16 protein-coding genes are annotated in these 17,851 nt (G+C 43.8%); 3 read left to right on the top strand and 13 right to left on the bottom strand.

Annotated features, from left to right (window positions below):
• Positions 1 to 104: 104 nt before the first annotated feature.
• From J2X75_RS10930 to licT, 3 genes are all read right to left on the bottom strand, one after another.
• Entirely contained in the window at positions 105 to 1,568 is a 1,464-nt protein-coding gene (locus tag J2X75_RS10930; RefSeq protein ID WP_307535141.1) for a glycoside hydrolase family 1 protein, read from the bottom strand.
• Positions 1,569 to 1,617: 49 nt separating this feature from the next.
• Positions 1,618 to 3,537 (bottom strand): beta-glucoside-specific PTS transporter subunit IIABC, encoded by a 1,920-nt coding sequence (locus tag J2X75_RS10935; RefSeq protein WP_310336330.1) that lies wholly within the window; start codon positions 3,535 to 3,537, stop codon positions 1,618 to 1,620.
• A 132-nt stretch (positions 3,538 to 3,669) separates the two neighbouring features.
• Entirely contained in the window at positions 3,670 to 4,524 is an 855-nt protein-coding gene (licT, locus tag J2X75_RS10940) for a BglG family transcription antiterminator LicT (RefSeq protein ID WP_036613466.1), read from the bottom strand.
• A 356-nt stretch (positions 4,525 to 4,880) separates the two neighbouring features.
• Here licT and J2X75_RS10945 point away from each other — a divergent pair, with 356 nt between their 5' ends.
• Positions 4,881 to 5,414 (top strand): stalk domain-containing protein, encoded by a 534-nt coding sequence (locus J2X75_RS10945; protein ID WP_105599282.1) that lies wholly within the window; start codon positions 4,881 to 4,883, stop codon positions 5,412 to 5,414.
• Between the two features lie 33 nt (positions 5,415 to 5,447).
• On the opposite strand, the gene J2X75_RS10950 is transcribed toward J2X75_RS10945, so the two are convergent.
• From J2X75_RS10950 to zwf, 4 genes are all read right to left on the bottom strand, one after another.
• Positions 5,448 to 6,551, bottom strand: a complete 1,104-nt coding sequence (locus J2X75_RS10950; RefSeq protein ID WP_310336335.1) for a metallophosphoesterase — start codon at positions 6,549 to 6,551, stop codon at positions 5,448 to 5,450.
• Positions 6,552 to 6,796: 245 nt separating this feature from the next.
• Positions 6,797 to 8,215 carry an NADP-dependent phosphogluconate dehydrogenase gene (gndA, locus tag J2X75_RS10955; RefSeq protein WP_310336337.1) on the bottom strand — a complete coding sequence of 473 codons (1,419 nt, stop codon included), beginning with the start codon at positions 8,213 to 8,215 and terminating at the stop codon, positions 6,797 to 6,799.
• Positions 8,216 to 8,275: 60 nt separating this feature from the next.
• A complete protein-coding gene (gene fsa / locus J2X75_RS10960; protein WP_091020607.1) occupies positions 8,276 to 8,941 on the bottom strand; it encodes a fructose-6-phosphate aldolase in 666 nt (221 codons plus the stop codon).
• A 35-nt stretch (positions 8,942 to 8,976) separates the two neighbouring features.
• Positions 8,977 to 10,500 (bottom strand): glucose-6-phosphate dehydrogenase, encoded by a 1,524-nt coding sequence (zwf, locus tag J2X75_RS10965; RefSeq protein ID WP_307535129.1) that lies wholly within the window; start codon positions 10,498 to 10,500, stop codon positions 8,977 to 8,979.
• 112 nt (positions 10,501 to 10,612) lie between these two features.
• Here zwf and J2X75_RS10970 point away from each other — a divergent pair, with 112 nt between their 5' ends.
• Positions 10,613 to 11,497, top strand: coding sequence for a LysR family transcriptional regulator (locus J2X75_RS10970; protein WP_310336341.1), 885 nt, complete (start codon positions 10,613 to 10,615; stop codon positions 11,495 to 11,497).
• 97 nt (positions 11,498 to 11,594) lie between these two features.
• Here the strand turns inward: J2X75_RS10970 and J2X75_RS10975 are convergent, their stop codons facing one another.
• The 6 genes from J2X75_RS10975 to J2X75_RS11000 all read right to left on the bottom strand — a co-directional run bounded on the left by J2X75_RS10975 (position 11,595) and on the right by J2X75_RS11000 (position 16,129).
• Complete coding sequence (locus J2X75_RS10975) at positions 11,595 to 12,164, bottom strand: chemotaxis protein CheW (protein ID WP_310336342.1); 570 nt, start codon at positions 12,162 to 12,164, stop codon at positions 11,595 to 11,597.
• Entirely contained in the window at positions 12,151 to 12,432 is a 282-nt protein-coding gene (locus J2X75_RS10980) for a hypothetical protein (protein WP_310336344.1), read from the bottom strand. Before J2X75_RS10980 ends, J2X75_RS10975 begins: the two co-directional genes overlap by 14 nt.
• 250 nt (positions 12,433 to 12,682) lie before the next feature.
• On the bottom strand, positions 12,683 to 13,363 hold the full coding sequence (locus J2X75_RS10985; RefSeq protein ID WP_310336346.1) for a hypothetical protein: 681 nt from the start codon (positions 13,361 to 13,363) through the stop codon (positions 12,683 to 12,685).
• Positions 13,364 to 13,495: 132 nt separating this feature from the next.
• The gene (locus J2X75_RS10990; protein WP_310336348.1) at positions 13,496 to 14,092 is read right to left on the bottom strand and encodes a cupin domain-containing protein; all 597 of its coding nucleotides are present in this window, start codon (positions 14,090 to 14,092) and stop codon (positions 13,496 to 13,498) included.
• 138 nt (positions 14,093 to 14,230) lie between these two features.
• Positions 14,231 to 15,187: an aldo/keto reductase gene (locus J2X75_RS10995; protein WP_310336350.1), complete on the bottom strand. Its 957-nt coding sequence runs from the start codon at positions 15,185 to 15,187 to the stop codon at positions 14,231 to 14,233.
• A gap of 135 nt (positions 15,188 to 15,322) precedes the next feature.
• Positions 15,323 to 16,129, bottom strand: coding sequence for a helix-turn-helix transcriptional regulator (locus tag J2X75_RS11000; protein WP_310336351.1), 807 nt, complete (start codon positions 16,127 to 16,129; stop codon positions 15,323 to 15,325).
• 161 nt (positions 16,130 to 16,290) lie between these two features.
• Between J2X75_RS11000 and J2X75_RS11005 the strand changes: the two genes are divergently transcribed.
• Entirely contained in the window at positions 16,291 to 17,829 is a 1,539-nt protein-coding gene (locus J2X75_RS11005; RefSeq protein WP_310336353.1) for a hypothetical protein, read from the top strand.
• Positions 17,830 to 17,851: the final 22 nt, after the last annotated feature.

The raw sequence follows: 17,851 nt of genomic DNA on the forward strand, positions 1-17,851 counted from the left end.
ACCTTGAAATGCCACTAGCGCTGATGAGAATTCTACCTGATTATATTAAAAAGGCGCCCCTGCGCAGCAATTCAGCTATGCCCGGGGTGCCTATTTAGATTATTCTATTCCAAGTTTTCGCCATTGGAGGCAATGACTTTTTGGTACCAGCCAAAGCTCTTTTTCTTATAACGATTCAATGTGCCTTGTCCATTGTCATCCTGATCCACGTAGATTACGCCATAACGCTTGGACATTTCCGAAGTGGATGCACTGATGATATCAATCGCTCCCCAGTTGGTATATCCCATCAGGTCCACACCATCCATAACGGCTTCTTTCATTTGTGTAATATGTTTTCTCAGATAATCAATACGATAATCATCGTTGATGGAACCGTCTGCTTCAACCGTATCTTTCGCGCCAAGGCCATTCTCCACCACAAACAGTGGCAATTGGTAACGATCATACAGCTCTTTCAATGCAACGCGCAGACCGATCGGATCAAGCTGCCAGCCCCACTCCGTACGCTCCAGATTCGGGTTCTTAATTGTACTGTACAGGTTACCACCCGTCACTCCATATTCCTCTGGATTTACTGCGGACACCAAGGATGTGTAATAACTGAACGAGATGAAATCAACCGTGTGCTCGCGCAGGATCTGCTCATCTCCTGGTTCCATGGCAATCGTAATCCCGTTCTCTGCCCAATACCGAGCCATGAACGTTGGATAACTACCACGAACTTGTACATCCGTATGCAGCAGGTTCAGCTGGTTATCGATCTGTGCTTGCAGCACATCCTCTGGCTTCGATGTCGCCGGGTAGTGAATCATACGCGCAAGCATACATCCGATCTGGAAGTTCGGGTTAATCTGACGTGCTTTTTCTGTTACCAGGCTGCTGGCTACAAATTGATGGTGAAGTGCCTGATAGGAAGCCTGCATCGTATTCTCCACACGGTCTTCAATAATACCTCCGCCTGTGAACGGTTCAATAATGGTTGTGTTAATCTCATTAAACGTCAACCAGTATTTTACTTTGTCTTTGTACCGGGTCATTACGGTTTCCGCATATCTCACAAAATGTCCAATCACTTCACGGCCAGCCCAGCCGTTATATTTCAGTACAAGTGCCATAGGCATCTCATAATGCGAAAGTGTTACCAGTGGTTCGATATCGTATTTCCGGAGTTCATCGAACACTTCGTCATAGAAACGCAATCCCTCTTCATTTGGCTCGGCATCATAACCATTCGGGAAAATACGCGGCCAGTTGATGGACAGTCGGAATGTCTTGAAGCCCAGCTCAGCGAACAGCGCAATATCCTCTTTGAAACGGTGGTAAAAATCAATCCCGTAACGCTTCGGATAACCTTTCGCGCTATGATGTGCCATAGCTTTCTCAACCGTCGCACTGGTAACATGCATCAGTTCTCTAAGGTTGGTGTAGTCCTTTTTCTCAAAATAAGGAACCATGTCGGCCGTCGACCATCCTTTGCCGCCAGCGTCGAATCCACCTTCAGCCTGGTTGGCGGCAATAGCGCCGCCCCATAGAAAACCTTCCGGAAACCCTTGTCGATTAATCATTCGTATCTCTCCTTCTTTAGTTGATATTGTTAGTCCTAAGACGGACAGTTTAGATTTCAGCTTTCAAGACGTCTTCACCCATCGTGATTTCGCCCAATTTCACAGGTAGAACCTGCTTGTAATCTGCCGTATTGGTAACAACCATAGCGGTTGTAATGTCGTATTCTTTTGCAATCTCGGCCAGTTCAAATGTAAGTAACTTGTCTCCAGCCTGTACACGTGCTCCTGTAGCAACATGTGCATCGAAATACTGTCCACGCAGCTTCACCGTGTTAATTCCAACATGAATCAACAATTCCATTCCGTTATCACTGCGGACAACGATCGCATGTTTCGTTTTGAACACATTCATGATGGTACCTGTCACTGGAGATACCAATTCGCCCACCGTTGGAACAAATGCCACACCTTTACCCATCAATTCATCACCAAATGTTGGATCGTTGACTTCTTTGAGCGGGATGGATTTACCTGTCATCGGTGCAACAGCTACTGCATCACTCGTTGGTGTTGGATCGCCCATGTCTTCCATGTTCACGGTTGCGGCGTCATCGGAAGGTACTTTCGCTGGTGCAGAAGAAGCACCTGGTGAGAATTGAGCTAACGCCTCTGCGTCTCCTTCTTCTTCCTTAATACCAAATATCGTAGACATGATTGCACCCACGATAAAGGCCAAAATCATACCCCCAAAGGAATACCAGAAGGTCTGTCCGATCAGGGAAGGAAGTCCTGGGAGACCACCGTTACCTGCAAGTACGTACGCTTTGGCGCCAAAAGCAAGGGCGAAGCCGCCACCTACTGCGCTACCAATCATAGCTGCGGCAAATGGTTTTTTATACTTCATGTTAACCCCGTACATAGCCGGCTCCGTTACACCCATCAGCGCTGTAAAGCTCGTGGACAATGCCACCGTTTTGAGTTTTTTATCTTTTGCCCGGAAGAATACGCCGAGTGTTGCACCAGCCTGACCCATATTGGAGATAAAGGTCAGTGGCAAGAATTTATCGAAGCCCAGTGTAGCGATATTACTCAGGATGATCGGCACAAGTGCATAGTGCATTCCTGTCATAATGATGAGCGCCATCGCGCCGCCCAGAACAATACCTGCAATCAATCCGCCTTCATTCAACAGCCAGTTGATACCGCCAGACAATCCGCTCCCTACAAATGTACCCAATGGACCAATTGCAATCAGCGTCACCGGAACCATAACAAGTAAGGTAATCAGCGGCACAAGCAATAGCTTGAGTGCAGCAGGGATAACGCGGTCAACCCATTTCTCAACATAGGACATCAACCATACAGCGAGTAAAATCGGAATAACCGATGAAGCATAACTTACTGCTGTAACCGGGATTCCCAAGAATCCAACCGATTCACCGCTAGATAACAATGCTGTCATGTCTGGATACATGAGTGCCGTACCTAGTGCAATCGCAACAAACGGGTTACTGCCGAATTTACGAGCAGCGCTGACTGCTATCAGTAAAGGCAGGTAATGGAATACGCCGTCACCGATAGCTGAAAGAATACGATACGTATCCGTTCCGGCAGACATCCAACCTACGGACACGAATAGTGCAAGTAATCCTTTGAGCATACCTGCCGCAGTAATCGCTGGAAGCATTGGGGCAAAGACACCTGCGATTGTTTCAAAAATTTTCAGCACGACATTTTGTTTTTTATCCGACTTTGGCTCTTTGTTTTCTGTACTTTGCTGGATTGCCGGATTTTCCTTCACCATGGCATCGAATACTTTTGCCACATCATTACCGATAATGACTTGGAATTGATCGCCGGAAATATTCGTGCCCATGACCTTATCCAGTTTCTTGAGTGAGCCGTTGTCGACTTTCTCGTTGTCTTTTAGATCAAAGCGCAAACGTGTGACGCAGTGATAAACTGAGTTAATATTGTTTGTTCCCCCAACGGCTTTAATAATTTCCTGCGCCGTTTCCTGATGTTTCATGATGTTTTCCTCCTCATTTTTCCAATAAAAAATACCCGAACGAATCTAGCGCATATTGATGGCGCCATCTCATTCGGGTATTGCCTGATTGAACAGTAACAAGCCCATAGGATATCCAGTTGTAATTTGATTCTATTGCGTGGACTTCTCGTCCCGCTTGGTTTTCATCAAACGTTCCAGATGGAGCGTTAGATATAACTGCTCAGAGTGAGTCATGTCATACTGATAGTTTTTATGGATAAAAGTCTCGATCTTGCCAATACATTTGAATGTCTCAGGATAGTTTTTCCGAACCACTTCATATAAATACTCCTCAGCATCATCATGTGAAGAATGGGTAATGACACGCTGACAGAAATATTTCAAATGGGTGATGAAGCGGAAATAATTAACGCTATCTTCATCCAATTCGACGTTGAAGTGATATTTGATGATATTCATGATCTCCTGCAACAACTGCATCAAATGGGTGACATCGTTCATGGAATCATTGACTTCCGCATTGATGAAATGCAAGGCAATATTACAGATTTCATCTTTGGGAAACTCAATATCCAGTCTTTCCTTCAGCAAGGTCAGTGCTTCTCTGGCCACATCATACTCCGCCTTATAGAAATGCTGAACTTCCCAAGAAAGTGGATTACGAGTAATCATTCCTTTTTCCAAGCGCTGAACAGCAAAGTGAATGTGATCAGACAGCGAGACGTAGATCCCGTCACTGATGGTTTTGTTCAATTGCGTTCGTGCCAGTGTCACAATATCATCTGTTGCCTGCAGAATCTCAATCGGCACTTCAGCCACGATGGATTTGAATTTCTCATAGATCGATGCATCCTGAAGACGAAATACCTTCTCAATCCGCTCTTCATCAATCTCATCGCCTGCTTTGAACTTAAATCCGATACCCCGGCCGAGGATCAGCAGTTCCTGATTTTTGTCATCCACGGTACTGACAATATTGTTATTAAATATCTGTTTAATAATCATTATGGACCCACCTGGTTTTTTTTGAGGAATAAAAAAGGGCAAAACCAAAACAGAAATAATAAAATCATTTCCATAGTGGTTTTGCCCGCATTACCGGTAACAAGCCTCGGATATAATTTATCATAACCTGAAAACGGTGTCAACCCAAAAATACTACTATTGCTATTACACTTCATTCCCTTACATGAGTCTTTTCCCTAAGCTTCCACGTTTAAGGGTGCATATGCTTTAGTATTCACATTTTGGAGCAGATTCAAACGAAATATTCCCAACGACTCATCGCTTGAATTGAATGAGATTATAACTAAAGTAAATGTTTTGAAGGATTTTTCACCTTAAATAGAGAAATGATTTAATTGAAGGAAGTAATTTTAGATAAAGGGGATTTATTCGTGAGGGACAAAGTAAAAGGATTACTCATTGGTATCACAATTGGATCAATGCTTACAGGAGTTACAGCTTATGCAGCATCAGGAACGCCCATAAAAGCTTTACTACAGAAAGTAAATATTTATGTAGATGGAACAAAGAAGTCGACAGCTAATGCAATAACTTATAACAATACTACATATGTACCAGTTAGAAGCATAAGTACTGCACTTGGTGAGAACGTAGCTTTAAAGTCTAACAATCTGTACATTGGCAAACAACCATTAGTTAAACTAACAGGGAATCAAGCGTTTGAACTGTTATATAAAAAAATTAAGAAAGAAATCGAAATGTATAGCCTAACTGTTGGAGAGGAATCCAAAGACGGAGATTTTTATGTAATGCGTTCATTCTCAGACAGAGAAACGTATGAAGTGACTTATGGCCTTTACTACATCCACATGTACACAGGGGAAGTCTACGAATGGAACTTCAAATCCAAGAAAATGGTTAAACTATAGTTATTAAAAGGCCCTTCTCTCGAAGGGCCTTCATCATTGCTGGAAGGTCACATTAATTTGTACAATCTCCGAACGACTACTAGTACGAATTGGAGGTCCCCAGAAGCCAAATCCTGAGGTTACGATGGAGTGCATAGAACCTTTTTGCAGATAACCCCAATCATTCTCGTAAATCGCTTGTGTGATGAACTGAGCCGGCGCAATCTGTCCACGGTGGGTGTGACCGGATACGACCAGATCTACATTGTTCTGCTCCGCAATATCCAGATCATACGGCTGGTGATCAATCATTAGTACCGGTTGGCTCAAGTCAGTACCTTGCATTAACGTAGCTACTTCTGCGCGATCCTTCTCTGTTCGGTCTTTCCGTCCAATCAGAGTGATCTTGTCATCCAAAACGATTTTGTTATCGTACAGAACTTGCATGTTGCTCTTCTCCAGCGCAGCAATCAGATCTTCAATCGGACCATCGAACTTATCGTGATTCCCGAGAGAAGCATAGACACCGTATGGGGCCTGAATATCACTGATAATATCGGCAATTCCGCTATTGAGGTACATATCCAGATTGTCATCAATAATATCTCCAGGATACAGCACCAGGTCCGGCTTCAATGCATTAATCTCCTCCACCATGCGTTTGGCATGTGCAGGGCCAGACAGAAGTCCGAAGTGCATATCGGCAGCCATGACAATGTTGAGCTTGTCTACACCTTCTACTTTTTTATCAATCTGGATATTATATGTTCTGACTACCGGGCTGTAAGCGTTATAAATTCCATAACCTAATGTGGACACTAATAACACCAGCGTAACGACTCCCGCCCATTTCTGTGTGTGATGTCTAGGAATACGGGTTAATCTCAGCAACCACATCATAAGGTGAACGACGGGCAGGATCAGTAATAACAACGAAAAGATTGCCAGCCAGTAAGAACCGATGATACCGAGGAACGAGATGCTTCCAAATACCCGTGCCAGAATGAAGGAAACGGCAAGGAATACAAGCGCTATAATATACAACCATCGAAATCTGGCGGACACAACTGGCTTCATCCAACTCCAACCGCTCCAGCCTATGTAGAACACTAATAAACCGTATACGACCAAAAACAATATACCTGCTAATACAAACATGCCCGGTCTAACCTCCACGTCAATAAGTTGTATTCTGAATTTTCATCACGGACACAGGTCCGTCTGAACAAGTATAACGTAGTTGATGAGTCAGATCATCTGTTTGCCAAACCCAGATTCGTACATTTTATTACAATTTGATGATATTCAAATTCGAACCAAAACGAGAAAAAGCATTCCCGCAGCCGCCCTGAATAGTTAAATTCAAGGACAACTGCAGGAATGCTATATTTTCGGAATTAAAATTACTCGTTTGTGTCCATCCACTGGAAGTGGAATGAACCTTCTTTGTCCACACGTTTGAATGTGTGAGCACCGAAGTAGTCACGTTGTGCTTGCAGCAAGTTTGCTGGCAAACGCTCTGTACGGTAGCTGTCATAGTAAGACAGTGCGCTGGAGAATCCAGGTACTGGAATACCTTGTCTTACAGCAGCCGCTATAACTTCACGCCATGCGCCTTGATAAGATTCAACGATGTTTTGGAAGTAAGGATCCAAGAGCAGGTTTTTGAGTTCTGCATCTTTGTCATATGCTTCTTTAATGTTTTGCAAGAACTGCGAACGGATGATGCAGCCGCCACGGAAGATCATGGCAATGTTACCGTATTTCAGATCCCAGCCGTATTCATCGGAAGCTGCACGCATTTGTGCAAATCCTTGTGCATAGGATACGATTTTACTTGCAAACAATGCTTTACGTACGTTCTCGATGAATGCTTTTTTGTCGCCAGAGAATGCTTCAGTTGCTGGTCCACTCAGGATTTTGCTAGCTGCTACACGCTCGTCCTTCATGGCAGACAGGAAACGGGAGAATACGGATTCCGTAATCATGGACAATGGAACGCCGAGATCCAGCGCACTTTGGCTTGTCCATTTACCTGTTCCTTTTTGTCCAGCAGCGTCCAGAATAACGTCAACCATTGGTTTTCCTGTTTCTGGATCGTATTTGGAGAAGATATCTGCCGTGATTTCGATCAGGTAGCTGTCCAGCTCCCCTTGATTCCACTCAGTAAAGATCTCATGTAACTCTTCAACGGAAACGTTCAATACGGATTTGAGCAAGTGATAAGCTTCACCAATCAACTGCATGTCTCCGTACTCGATACCGTTATGCACCATTTTCACATAGTGTCCAGCACCGTCTGGTCCGATGTATGTGCTGCAAGCGTCATCGCCAACTTTAGCGGAGATCGCTGTCAGGATCGGTTCTACCAACTGATAAGCACTTTCCTGTCCACCTGGCATGATTGCCGGGCCTTTCAGGGCGCCTTCTTCACCACCGGATACACCTGCTCCGATGAAGCGGAAACCTTTTTCTTCCAGTTCTTTACTACGACGTTGTGTGTCAGGGAAGTAAGCATTACCTCCATCGATAATAATGTCGCCTTGATCCAGATGAGGAAGCAGTTGCTCGATCGTTGCATCTGTTGCTTTACCTGCTTGCACCATGATCAGAATTTTACGCGGAGACTCCAGGGATTCCACGAATTCTTCAATAGTGAACGCACCTGTCAGGTTTTTACCTTCTGCTTCTTTCAGAAGATCGTTCGTTTTCTCCGGGGAACGGTTAAATACCGATACCGAGAAACCTTTGCTTTCAATATTCAAAGCTAGGTTTTTACCCATTACTGCCAATCCAATAACACCAATCTGTTGTTTACTCATAATGTCCTCCCAATACTCCATTATTTATATAGTAAGTTAAAACGAATGAATGGTTATAGATTATTGTACTGTTTTTTTCCAGTCAGCTGCAAACTTGTCCATACCTTGATCTGTCAGCGGGTGTTTGGAGATTTGTTCAATGACGGAGAATGGAACAGTTGCGATATGTGCTCCCGCCATTGCTACACGTGTAACGTGATCCGGATGTCTTACGGAAGCCGCAATAATCTGTGCATCCAGGTTATGTGTACGGAACAATTCAGCAATTTTGGTAACCAATTGTACGCCATCCTCAGAGATATCATCAAGACGTCCCAGGAATGGAGATACATATGTCGCACCAGCACGAGCAGCCAGAAGCGCCTGGTTCACAGTGAAGATCAACGTTACGTTGGTTTTCACACCTTTTTTGGTCAAGTAACGGCAAGCTTCAAGTCCTGCAAGTGTCATTGGCAATTTGATCGTAATGTTTTTGTCGCTGTTGTTAATTTTGATCAATTCGTTCGCTTGTGCAATCATATCTTCAGCAGTAAGGGCATCTGGTGTCACTTCCGCAGAAACAGACTCAACTTCAGGTACCAAACGCAAGATTTCTTCAATACGATCTTCGAATTTCACGCCTTCTTTGGCTACCAAAGATGGGTTTGTTGTTACACCAGACAATACACCGATTTTGTATGCTTTTTGGATATCTTCCACGTTAGCTGTATCGATAAAAAATTTCATGATTTAATTACCTCCAGATATAATTTTTTTATGGTTTAGAGATTCGCATTAACCGCCAAGGGTATGCTATTTGTAACTACAGACTCTTGATCCGCCGGCTCATCAAACCACCAGTGGTGACCATCTTCTTCAAGCATAACATCTGATTCAGCTGGACCATAGCTACCTGCAGGATACAGGTGAAGTGGCAACAGATTTTCCTGGAATGCATCCAGAATAGGTTGCACCCACGCCCATGACAATTCTACTTCATCCCAGTGGGCAAAGAATGTTGGATCACCCAGCAAAGCATCACGAATCAGATTCTCGTAAGCTTCCGCGAGGTCACCTTTATCCGGAGAAAGATCGATGTGAACCGGTTTGAATTCACCTTTATTCTCAGGATCACTGGCGTTCAGTTGCAATGTCATGCTCTGATCCGGACTCATTTCAATGACGAGCAGGTTTGGCTTGGAACCCTTGTTTTTCAGCACATTTGTTTGTCCTGAAGGTTCTTTGAATTCAATCACGATACGTGTTGATTTCTCCTTCATTCTTTTACCCGTGCGAATGTAAAACGGAACACCACGCCAGAAGAAATCATCAATTTGTAATTTGGCAGCAATAAATGTGTCATTCATCGTATTCTCGGCTACACCCGGTTCAGCAGTATAAGCATTTACCGGTTTACCTTGAATGTTGCCATCTGCATACTGTCCACGGATGATGTTTGCGCCCACAGTTTGTTTTTGTAACGGCTGGATCGATTCCATAATGTGTTTTTTCTTCAATCCAACTTTTTCGGAAGTACTGTTGTATGGAAGCTGGATCGCCATCATCATGAGCAATTGCAACATATGATTCTGGAACATGTCTCGCACTGCACCTACATGATCATAATAGGATGCACGTTCTTCGACACCTACAGTCTCATTCGCTGTAATTTGCACATTGGAGATGTAGCGGTTGTTCCATAACGCCTTCATGATTGGGTTACTCTGATGCAACGTCTCCAGACGCTGTACCATCGGTTTGCCCAAATAGTGGTCAATCCGATAAATCTCTTCTTCCGTGAACGATTCGCTTAATTTGCGATTAAGGTCGCGGGCGGACTGCAGATCGTGACCAAATGGCTTCTCGATGACGAGACGCTTCCAGCCGTCTGTGGAACCCAGCCCACTTTGTTGAATGTTCTCTGCAATGGGTTCGAAGAATTCCGGACCAACCGAGAGATAAAACAAGCGATTGGACGGAATGCCAAGCTCAGCTTCTCTTTGTTCAACTAATCCCAACAGCTTTATATAATCTTCCTTATGGCTTATATTCAATACACTGTAGCGGAAAGCTTTCACAAATGACTTCACAACTTCAGGATCAGCTTGGCGTCTGGAAAATTCATTTAATGATTTTTCCACTTGTGCCTGAAAGAATTCATCAGACCACTCTCTACGCCCCAGACCAATCAATGAGAAGGTTTCAGGAAGCTTCTGCTCAAGATATAAGTTATATAAGGCAGGATATATTTTTCTTTTGGCTAAATCGCCAGTAGCACCAAATAAAACAATGGTAGTTGGTTCCATCTCACCGTTCTCCTTCCAAGTAACTCTGGTTTCTTTGTTGTAGTTACACTATAATACGTTTTATAGCTATACAAGTAATTAATATATTTCACAGGAGCTATAGACCACATCTATGACTACAAATTACGAACTATATAAAGTCTTTTATTGGGCCGCCAAAACGGGAAGTTTGACACAGGCTGCGAAAGCACTGTATATCACTCAACCCAGCGTCAGTCATGCCATTAAGCAATTGGAAGAGAGCTTTGGTCTTACCTTGTTTTATCGAAATTCCAAGGGGGTAGCGTTGACACAGGAAGGTGCCAGTCTATACTCCTATATTGAACAATCCCAAATTCTGATCTCACTTGCGGAAGAAAAAATGGCCGCACTGAAGAATCTCGACAATGGTGAACTCCGGATTGGTGGCAGTGACTCCCTGTTCAAGCATTACATGCTGGCGTATCTAGAGGAATTCCACATCTTGTACCCTAACATCAAGCTACATCTGAGTCATGGAACCACGCCGGAAGTCATCACCTTTCTGAAAGAAGGCAAGATTGATCTCGGTGTTGTTCGGATGCCCATTGTTGATCCACAGCTTGAAGTCAGGGAAAGTATTCAGTTAAAAGATTGTTTTGTAGCTGGGGAACGTTATGCTCAGTTGAAGGGTAAAGTCATGACACTTGAGATGCTTCTTGAGCATCAACTGATCCTCTTCTCCCGGAACAGCCGTGTTCGGATGGCTATAACTGAGTTGTTTAACAGCTATAATTACACGTTGAAGCCTGAGATTGAGGTTGGTAGCGTTGATCTGTTGATTGAGTTTGCGCGTCGAGGACTGGGTATTTCCTATGTCACACGTGAGTTTATCTCCAAGGAGCTGGAGGAAGGTTCTCTCTTCGAAATTCAACTTGATGTCCCGCTGCCCCCTTCCCATGTGGGGATTATGACCAAACGAAATATGCCGATCTCTCTGGCTGCCAACAGGTTTATGGATCTCATTTTCAAATCCTGAGTGGTCACCATGTCAAAAGGTACAACAAAGAGCCCCACCATCCAGTCATGGATGATGAGGCTCTTTGGCTTGCATAATGTATGTGTTTATCTAACGATTAAAGACTCACCAGATAGGACGCGTACAATATAAGGGCAACCTTACCATTACCGAGGATTGTTGCTCCAGATAGATGGTTCATCGCTCCCAGATACGTACCAAGCGTCTTAATAACGACTTCCTGATTGCCTATAATCTCATCTACAGCGTATGCTGCAATTTTATCAACGGAACGCACAATCACCATCTGAATATCTTCAGGTGAAATTCGAACAATCTCAGCAACATTATACATCGGCAAGATTAGCACACGACCTGATACTTTAACTAACAAACCTTTAATAATCGCCAATGTGAGTGGTAGACGAATCGTAAACGTGGTGCCCACACCAACCTCCGTATCAATATCAATGATACCGTTGAGGCGCCCGAACCTCTGCACTTTCAATGCCATGATCAGCACTGTTGGGATGAGATGGATCAGTGGGTCACTCAATTCTTCAATAATCATCCGGTCAAGCTCAGTCTCTCCACCTTGAATAACTAGTTCCAGATCCTTACCAAGCTTCTGCGATAGGTTACGAACCAATCTCGGGAAGCGACTGAATAGTTGATCAATGGGTAACATCCGTGTCTTCATCCGGGCCAGTTGTATTCACGGTAAGCAAGCTTTGTTTCGTTTGCTCTGTTTCAGAGATTAATTCAAGTGGTGCAGACATCGCTGAAACCTCATTGGATTCCAGCAGATATGGAACAATCTCCAGCATATGTATATCCGAGTCTGAAGACAGGTCTGCCTTAAGCTGTTGTGTGTCCTTTGACGTTTTACACTTACATATATACGTATATTCAACATTCTGCATTACTTTCACATACATCTCCATACAAAATTTCATGTAATATGGTCTTCTTATATTTACATAAGAAGTTGTATAGTTCTTACGTCTAACAAATATCATTTTCTATGCGTAAAAATTATGTATTTTGCTGTACACACTCAACATTTCAAGACTTAAGTCTAATAAACACTTACACATACTGAGTCCATTTTCCCATAAAAAAAACCAAACCCGAATCAACAAAGTTTGGTTTTGAAGCGAAAAAATACACTTAAAATTAACATAAAACCCGTTTAAAACTAATTACTTATGTGTTATATAACTGCTCCAGTTCCATTAAGCGGTCCTTAATCCTGTGCGGAATAATATCAAACAGATTATCCCACGTCATGAACATCTCCGGTTTTAGTAAATATTCTTCGAACTCCATGGTAGGTACAAACGCTTTGGTCTGCAGATAACGCTCCACCTGAGCATCGATCTGTTCATTCGTTTCAAAATAATCTTGAAACAACTCATTCACAAGTAGCCCATCACATCCAGCTTCGGCATCTGCTGCACTATACAGGTTTGGCAATAACTCAAATACAACCGGAAGTGGTGAGAAAGCATGTTTGCCTGGCTGAGAGTACAGACATACATGATGTCCAACCACATTGACCCGTTCCTTCAATAATCCGCGCAGCACTTTCCCATGAAAGCTGGCTTCACAGTCTACCACCTCTCCGTCATGACCCACATAAACCCATACATGCTCCATTTCATACAGATGTCCAATCTCATAATCCCACCAGATTGCATATTCAATTACGTATTGTACTGCTTCGGTCGGAAACTTAATATCCCTTCTGAACGATGGTGAAGGCCCAGATTGATGCAACACAGAAATGCCAACAAAATCAGGATAAAAGGGTTCGGCTCTGTCAAACATCAAAATAGGTGCATAACTCATTGCAGTTTCAAGCGTTTTCATTTCTGACATGTTCATTCATGAGTCCTCCGTTTTTGTTGGATGTTCATACTATACTAACGATTATTACATCAACACGTCAAAAAACCTGAAACTGTTATTCCTCCAGTTACAGGCTCTGTACTTTGATAATAAATAAGGAATCTTGAATTAAGATTTCAGATTATTGGATGGTGACACGGACGTCTTGGAAGGTGAAGTCGATTGATCAGAAACCTGCGTATCACATCCTATTGGTGGGCCTAGAATCGCATCATTTTTAATAGACGCAACAGCTCTCGCATATGCCTCTTCATCCAAACAGTACGCGCGGTGAGCCACCTCCGGCGGTGTAGCTGCCAAGAAATCCGCTCCAAACACAATATCAGGCGTTGGTTGATCAAAGATGGTTAATACATATACATCATCTGTCTCAGCGACAAACCAGTGAAACCAGCCTTTCGGAAATACCACAACCTGCCCTGGTTTCAGACGATATGTCAATCGTTCACGCGTAAACGGATTGAAGACTGACGCTGTAACTTCACCAGTGATGACCACAACCATCTCCGTGACATTGGTGTGCCAGTGCGGCTGCACAATGATTCCTTTGCTTAAGTACACGTTGAAGAAACCATTCGCAATGGTCGGCAGCTGTTCTCCAAACAACTGGGTTACATAGTTGCGTGAATCCCTCTGATAATTGACAACCGCATTGGAATCGGCTGCCAGCGGAACATTCGGGGCTTGTAAAATCGGATTCATCATACGATCATTTCTCCTCCTTGGGCATACACCTCATTGTTGTACTGTATGCCGGAGAATAGAAAGATAATACCGTTGACACATGTTATATATTGTTTTTAATCCTGAACATTAGGTTTCTTAGAATCATGTATAAACAAACTAGACTTGACCAGGGAATCTGCCTCCGGCTGCAATGCCCTGGGGTGATATGCGATCTATCTGGTTCATCTCATCATCCGTAAGCGAAACCTGTAGCGCTCCTAAGTTCTCGTGAACTCTTTCCAAGTTCCGAGTCCCCGGGATCGGAACGATATGTTCTCCCTTTCCAAGCAACCAGGCCAGAGCAAGTTGAGAGACCGTGCATCCTTTTTGCTTAGCCATCTCTTGGATCAATCCAACAACCTCCAAATTTTTCTGAAAGTTCTCACCTTGGAAACGCGGATAGTGACGACGATAATCATCTTCCGGCAAATCGTCTATAGAACGGATCTGACCTGTCAGGAAGCCCCGTCCCAATGGGCTGTATGGAACCAAGCCAATGTTCAATTCATGCAGGACAGGCATAATCTCATCCTCAAGCTCTCGACTCCATAATGAATATTCAGTCTGCAACGCTGTAATCGGATGAACAGCATGTGCACGCCGAATGATCTCTACTGGCGCTTCGGACAAACCAATATATCGAATCTTCCCCTGTTGAACCAGATCGGCAAGTGTGCCTACCGTCTCTTCAATGGGTGTATTCGAATCAGGACGATGCTGATAATACAGATCGATATAATCCATTCCCAGATTGTAGAGACTCGCATCTACTGATTTTTTGATGTAGGCTGGATCTCCCTTGGGGCCCTGCGTGTGTGTTATACCAAATTTGGTGGCAACGATTGCCTTGGATCTTCGACCTTGAAGCGCGCGTCCAAGCAGTTTTTCATTCCCTCCAAATCGCTGTTTTTCATACTCTCCGTACAGATCCGCCGTATCAAACATGGTAACTCCTGCATCCAGCGCACCCTGAATGGTATGTACCGATTCGTCATTATCCGGCATCATCATCACACCCAGGCCGAGCCCAGATATACGTAATTTGTCATTGCCTAACGTTCTTGTTTTGAGCATGAGGCTCCCTCTTTTCATCTTGAAATAGAAACGTTAACTAGAAACGTATGAACTTGAGTTCATTCTATTTCACTCCCGAGACCCCAACCACACTCTGTTTATGCTAGTAAAGAAATTACCAGTTTGATTAACTTTCTATATGGCAACAGGAACGTAAATACAACAATGAATGCCTGATTGGCTGTTCAGATTATTCATGGAATAGATATCGTATGCATGCACAACACCATCTGCCCGATCCGTCGTTTCAAGCAGCACACGATTGACTTGTTTTAATTCGACTTGGTGCAGGTTCCAGATCGTTCGGAAGTCCACACTTTCTTCACTCAATTGTTTCACGATTCTGGTAAATTCGGGGTCACTCGGATACTTATCATAATACGTACGGAAAACAGCTACCGAGTGCCGCGCGAATTCATCCCAATTGTGCATACGCTCCCTGAGCGTTGCATCTAAGAACAAAATCCGCATCATTAAACGCTCATCCATATTCATCGACGAGAATTTAAAGAGGTTCGTATCAGCTGCTTCATTCCAGGCAAGTATCTCAGAACGTTCATTGGTAATAAAAGAAGGATGCGTCAACTGGCCAATAATACTCTGCCAACCTGGCTCCAGTTGCGAATACGAAGCAAGGAATTCATGTTCCGTATTAGGGTCCCATAAGTCAAATAGATGACTCTTCTCTTCCAGGGTTAAACGGAGCGCATTCGCTATGCTCTGCATCACTTCTCGTGAAGCCGCCAACTCCCTACCCTGTTCGAGCCACGTGTAATACGTTGCACTGACACCAGCCAATACCGCTACTTCTTCCCGCCGTAGACCGGGTGTTCTTCGCTGTCCATAAGATCCTGACAATCCAACTTGTTCCGGTTGAATGCGGCTTCTCCGTGATTTCAAGAACTCACCCAGTTTTTTGTTACGGCTCATACTTGTATCCATAGACATCGTTCCTTTTTATAAAAGTATTCAAGCCTATTCGACTCTATCCAAAATGGTAGTCTCTGAGTGACTTTGATATAATTCATCTATTATTAGTTCTGCAGAATCCTTGGTTTACAAGTAGCTTAGCATCGATTGGTGCAAAACGAAAGGAGCATAACATGATCCCTAATGTTGGAGATGTATACTGCGTGTACGTCGAAAAATTACAACAATATACCGCCTGCCAGGTAACTGGACTGAAAGAAACGGAGGGTAAAACTTCCGACATGCTTGCCTCCGTCCTTCAGTTGGATTGGACTGGTGATCAACTGCCTAATGAAATGCAGCTTCATCAGATAAAACCGCTGATCTGTAACTTCTATTTCTGGCATGATCGACTTGCCCATAGTTTCGTGAGTGCTAATGTTCCTTCACGGTATGTACTTGCAGGCAATATCCCTCCTCTCTACATCGAGGAAACAAATACGTATGGCGGAGGCTGGCCGATCGGAGAAAGTCTCTATCTCCAGCGTGAATGGGATGGTATCGATGCGACCCGAAGAGCGCAGTTCAAACAAGCTGCGGATGAGGACGAAGAAGTGATGGTTGGCGATCGTGTAATGCGGCGCAGTACGAGTACACTCCGCGATTTCAGCCCTAAATCTTCTGAAGATGTAGCCGAACTCGCAGAACTACCTTGTCTGACACATATTGAAATGGAAGGATATACGGAATCGATCTTTCCATTTATAGAGGACAACCCGTTCATTAATGAACTTCATATCATACATCATGGTCAAACGACGCTGGATATCAGCAACAGTCACTTAACCAAACTTATTGTGGATGCCCGCGGGTTAAAGGAGTTAATTTTGAACACAAAGATGAAGAGTCTGAATTTCACAGGAGAGGTGTCTCCTGATCTGCGTATCGTGGCTTATGAAGACGGTAAATGCATCACTCTCAATGTTCCATCGGGCCTGCCACAGGTTACGGGTATCTCACGACTTGAAGGTCTGTATATCAGAGATATCACGGAACTCAATCTGGAGCCACTTGTGCAGTATTATCCTGAGCTTTCAGAGTTACGATTGTGGGGTAAACCCGGCAATGTATCCCATATAGATTCGATTCAGCATTTGGCAAATCTGCAGACCTTCACTACATATGACCTGTTCGGTTTCAATGGTGAACAATTCCCTGATCCAGAGCAACTTCCAAAATTGGCTACGCTGTGGCTAACCAGCCTGCCTGCCGATGCAGCCAAATCAATCAAAACAAGATATAAAAAATCCGCTGCTGCCGGACTTGATATGGAAATCACCAAAGCACGCAAACCCGAATGGCTTGCGGAGAACCTGAACAATCCGTTTCGGGATTGGGATGGGCGGGACCACATTAAGGCAGCTCACGCCCAAAAAGCAGCTCAATTGTACAAGCAGTGCTTGAAGGAAATACGTCAGTTAAGTCAAGATTTTAACAATCAGGAAGCTATGCACAAACAACTCGTCTCCATGGTTGAGAACTACACACAGACCTTCAACAAGATGGATGCCAAGACCGGCTTTATTGAAACTATTGAGCGGGAAGAGATTTATGTTGTTCTAGCAGCGTTGCTAGAGCAGTTACAGCAGAGTTTGGAACTGCGTCAAGATGATTCGGTAGAAGTTAATCACGAGGAATTATATGAGGTATTTGATCGTTTGAGGGATTTCTAGTTTACGCAAAAAGGGTCCTGTT

Source organism: Paenibacillus sp. 2003 (assembly GCF_031455635.1).
Taxonomy (GTDB): domain Bacteria; phylum Bacillota; class Bacilli; order Paenibacillales; family Paenibacillaceae; genus Paenibacillus; species Paenibacillus amylolyticus_B.

Excerpts from the sequence above, each read along its gene's own strand:
- J2X75_RS10930 (WP_307535141.1), bottom strand. The coding sequence starts at position 1,568 with ATGATTAATCGACAAGGGTTTCCGGAAGGTTTTCTATGGGGCGGCGCT.
- J2X75_RS10935 (WP_310336330.1), bottom strand. The coding sequence starts at position 3,537 with ATGAAACATCAGGAAACGGCGCAGGAAATTATTAAAGCCGTTGGGGGA.
- licT (WP_036613466.1), bottom strand. The coding sequence starts at position 4,524 with ATGATTATTAAACAGATATTTAATAACAATATTGTCAGTACCGTGGAT.
- J2X75_RS10950 (WP_310336335.1), bottom strand. The coding sequence starts at position 6,551 with ATGTTTGTATTAGCAGGTATATTGTTTTTGGTCGTATACGGTTTATTA.
- gndA (WP_310336337.1), bottom strand. The coding sequence starts at position 8,215 with ATGAGTAAACAACAGATTGGTGTTATTGGATTGGCAGTAATGGGTAAA.
- fsa (WP_091020607.1), bottom strand. The coding sequence starts at position 8,941 with ATGAAATTTTTTATCGATACAGCTAACGTGGAAGATATCCAAAAAGCA.
- zwf (WP_307535129.1), bottom strand. The coding sequence starts at position 10,500 with ATGGAACCAACTACCATTGTTTTATTTGGTGCTACTGGCGATTTAGCC.
- J2X75_RS10970 (WP_310336341.1), top strand. The coding sequence starts at position 10,613 with ATGACTACAAATTACGAACTATATAAAGTCTTTTATTGGGCCGCCAAA.
- J2X75_RS10975 (WP_310336342.1), bottom strand. The coding sequence starts at position 12,164 with ATGTTACCCATTGATCAACTATTCAGTCGCTTCCCGAGATTGGTTCGT.
- J2X75_RS10980 (WP_310336344.1), bottom strand. The coding sequence starts at position 12,432 with ATGAAATTTTGTATGGAGATGTATGTGAAAGTAATGCAGAATGTTGAA.
- J2X75_RS10985 (WP_310336346.1), bottom strand. The coding sequence starts at position 13,363 with ATGAACATGTCAGAAATGAAAACGCTTGAAACTGCAATGAGTTATGCA.
- J2X75_RS10990 (WP_310336348.1), bottom strand. The coding sequence starts at position 14,092 with ATGATGAATCCGATTTTACAAGCCCCGAATGTTCCGCTGGCAGCCGAT.
- J2X75_RS10995 (WP_310336350.1), bottom strand. The coding sequence starts at position 15,187 with ATGCTCAAAACAAGAACGTTAGGCAATGACAAATTACGTATATCTGGG.
- J2X75_RS11000 (WP_310336351.1), bottom strand. The coding sequence starts at position 16,129 with ATGGATACAAGTATGAGCCGTAACAAAAAACTGGGTGAGTTCTTGAAA.
- J2X75_RS11005 (WP_310336353.1), top strand. The coding sequence starts at position 16,291 with ATGATCCCTAATGTTGGAGATGTATACTGCGTGTACGTCGAAAAATTA.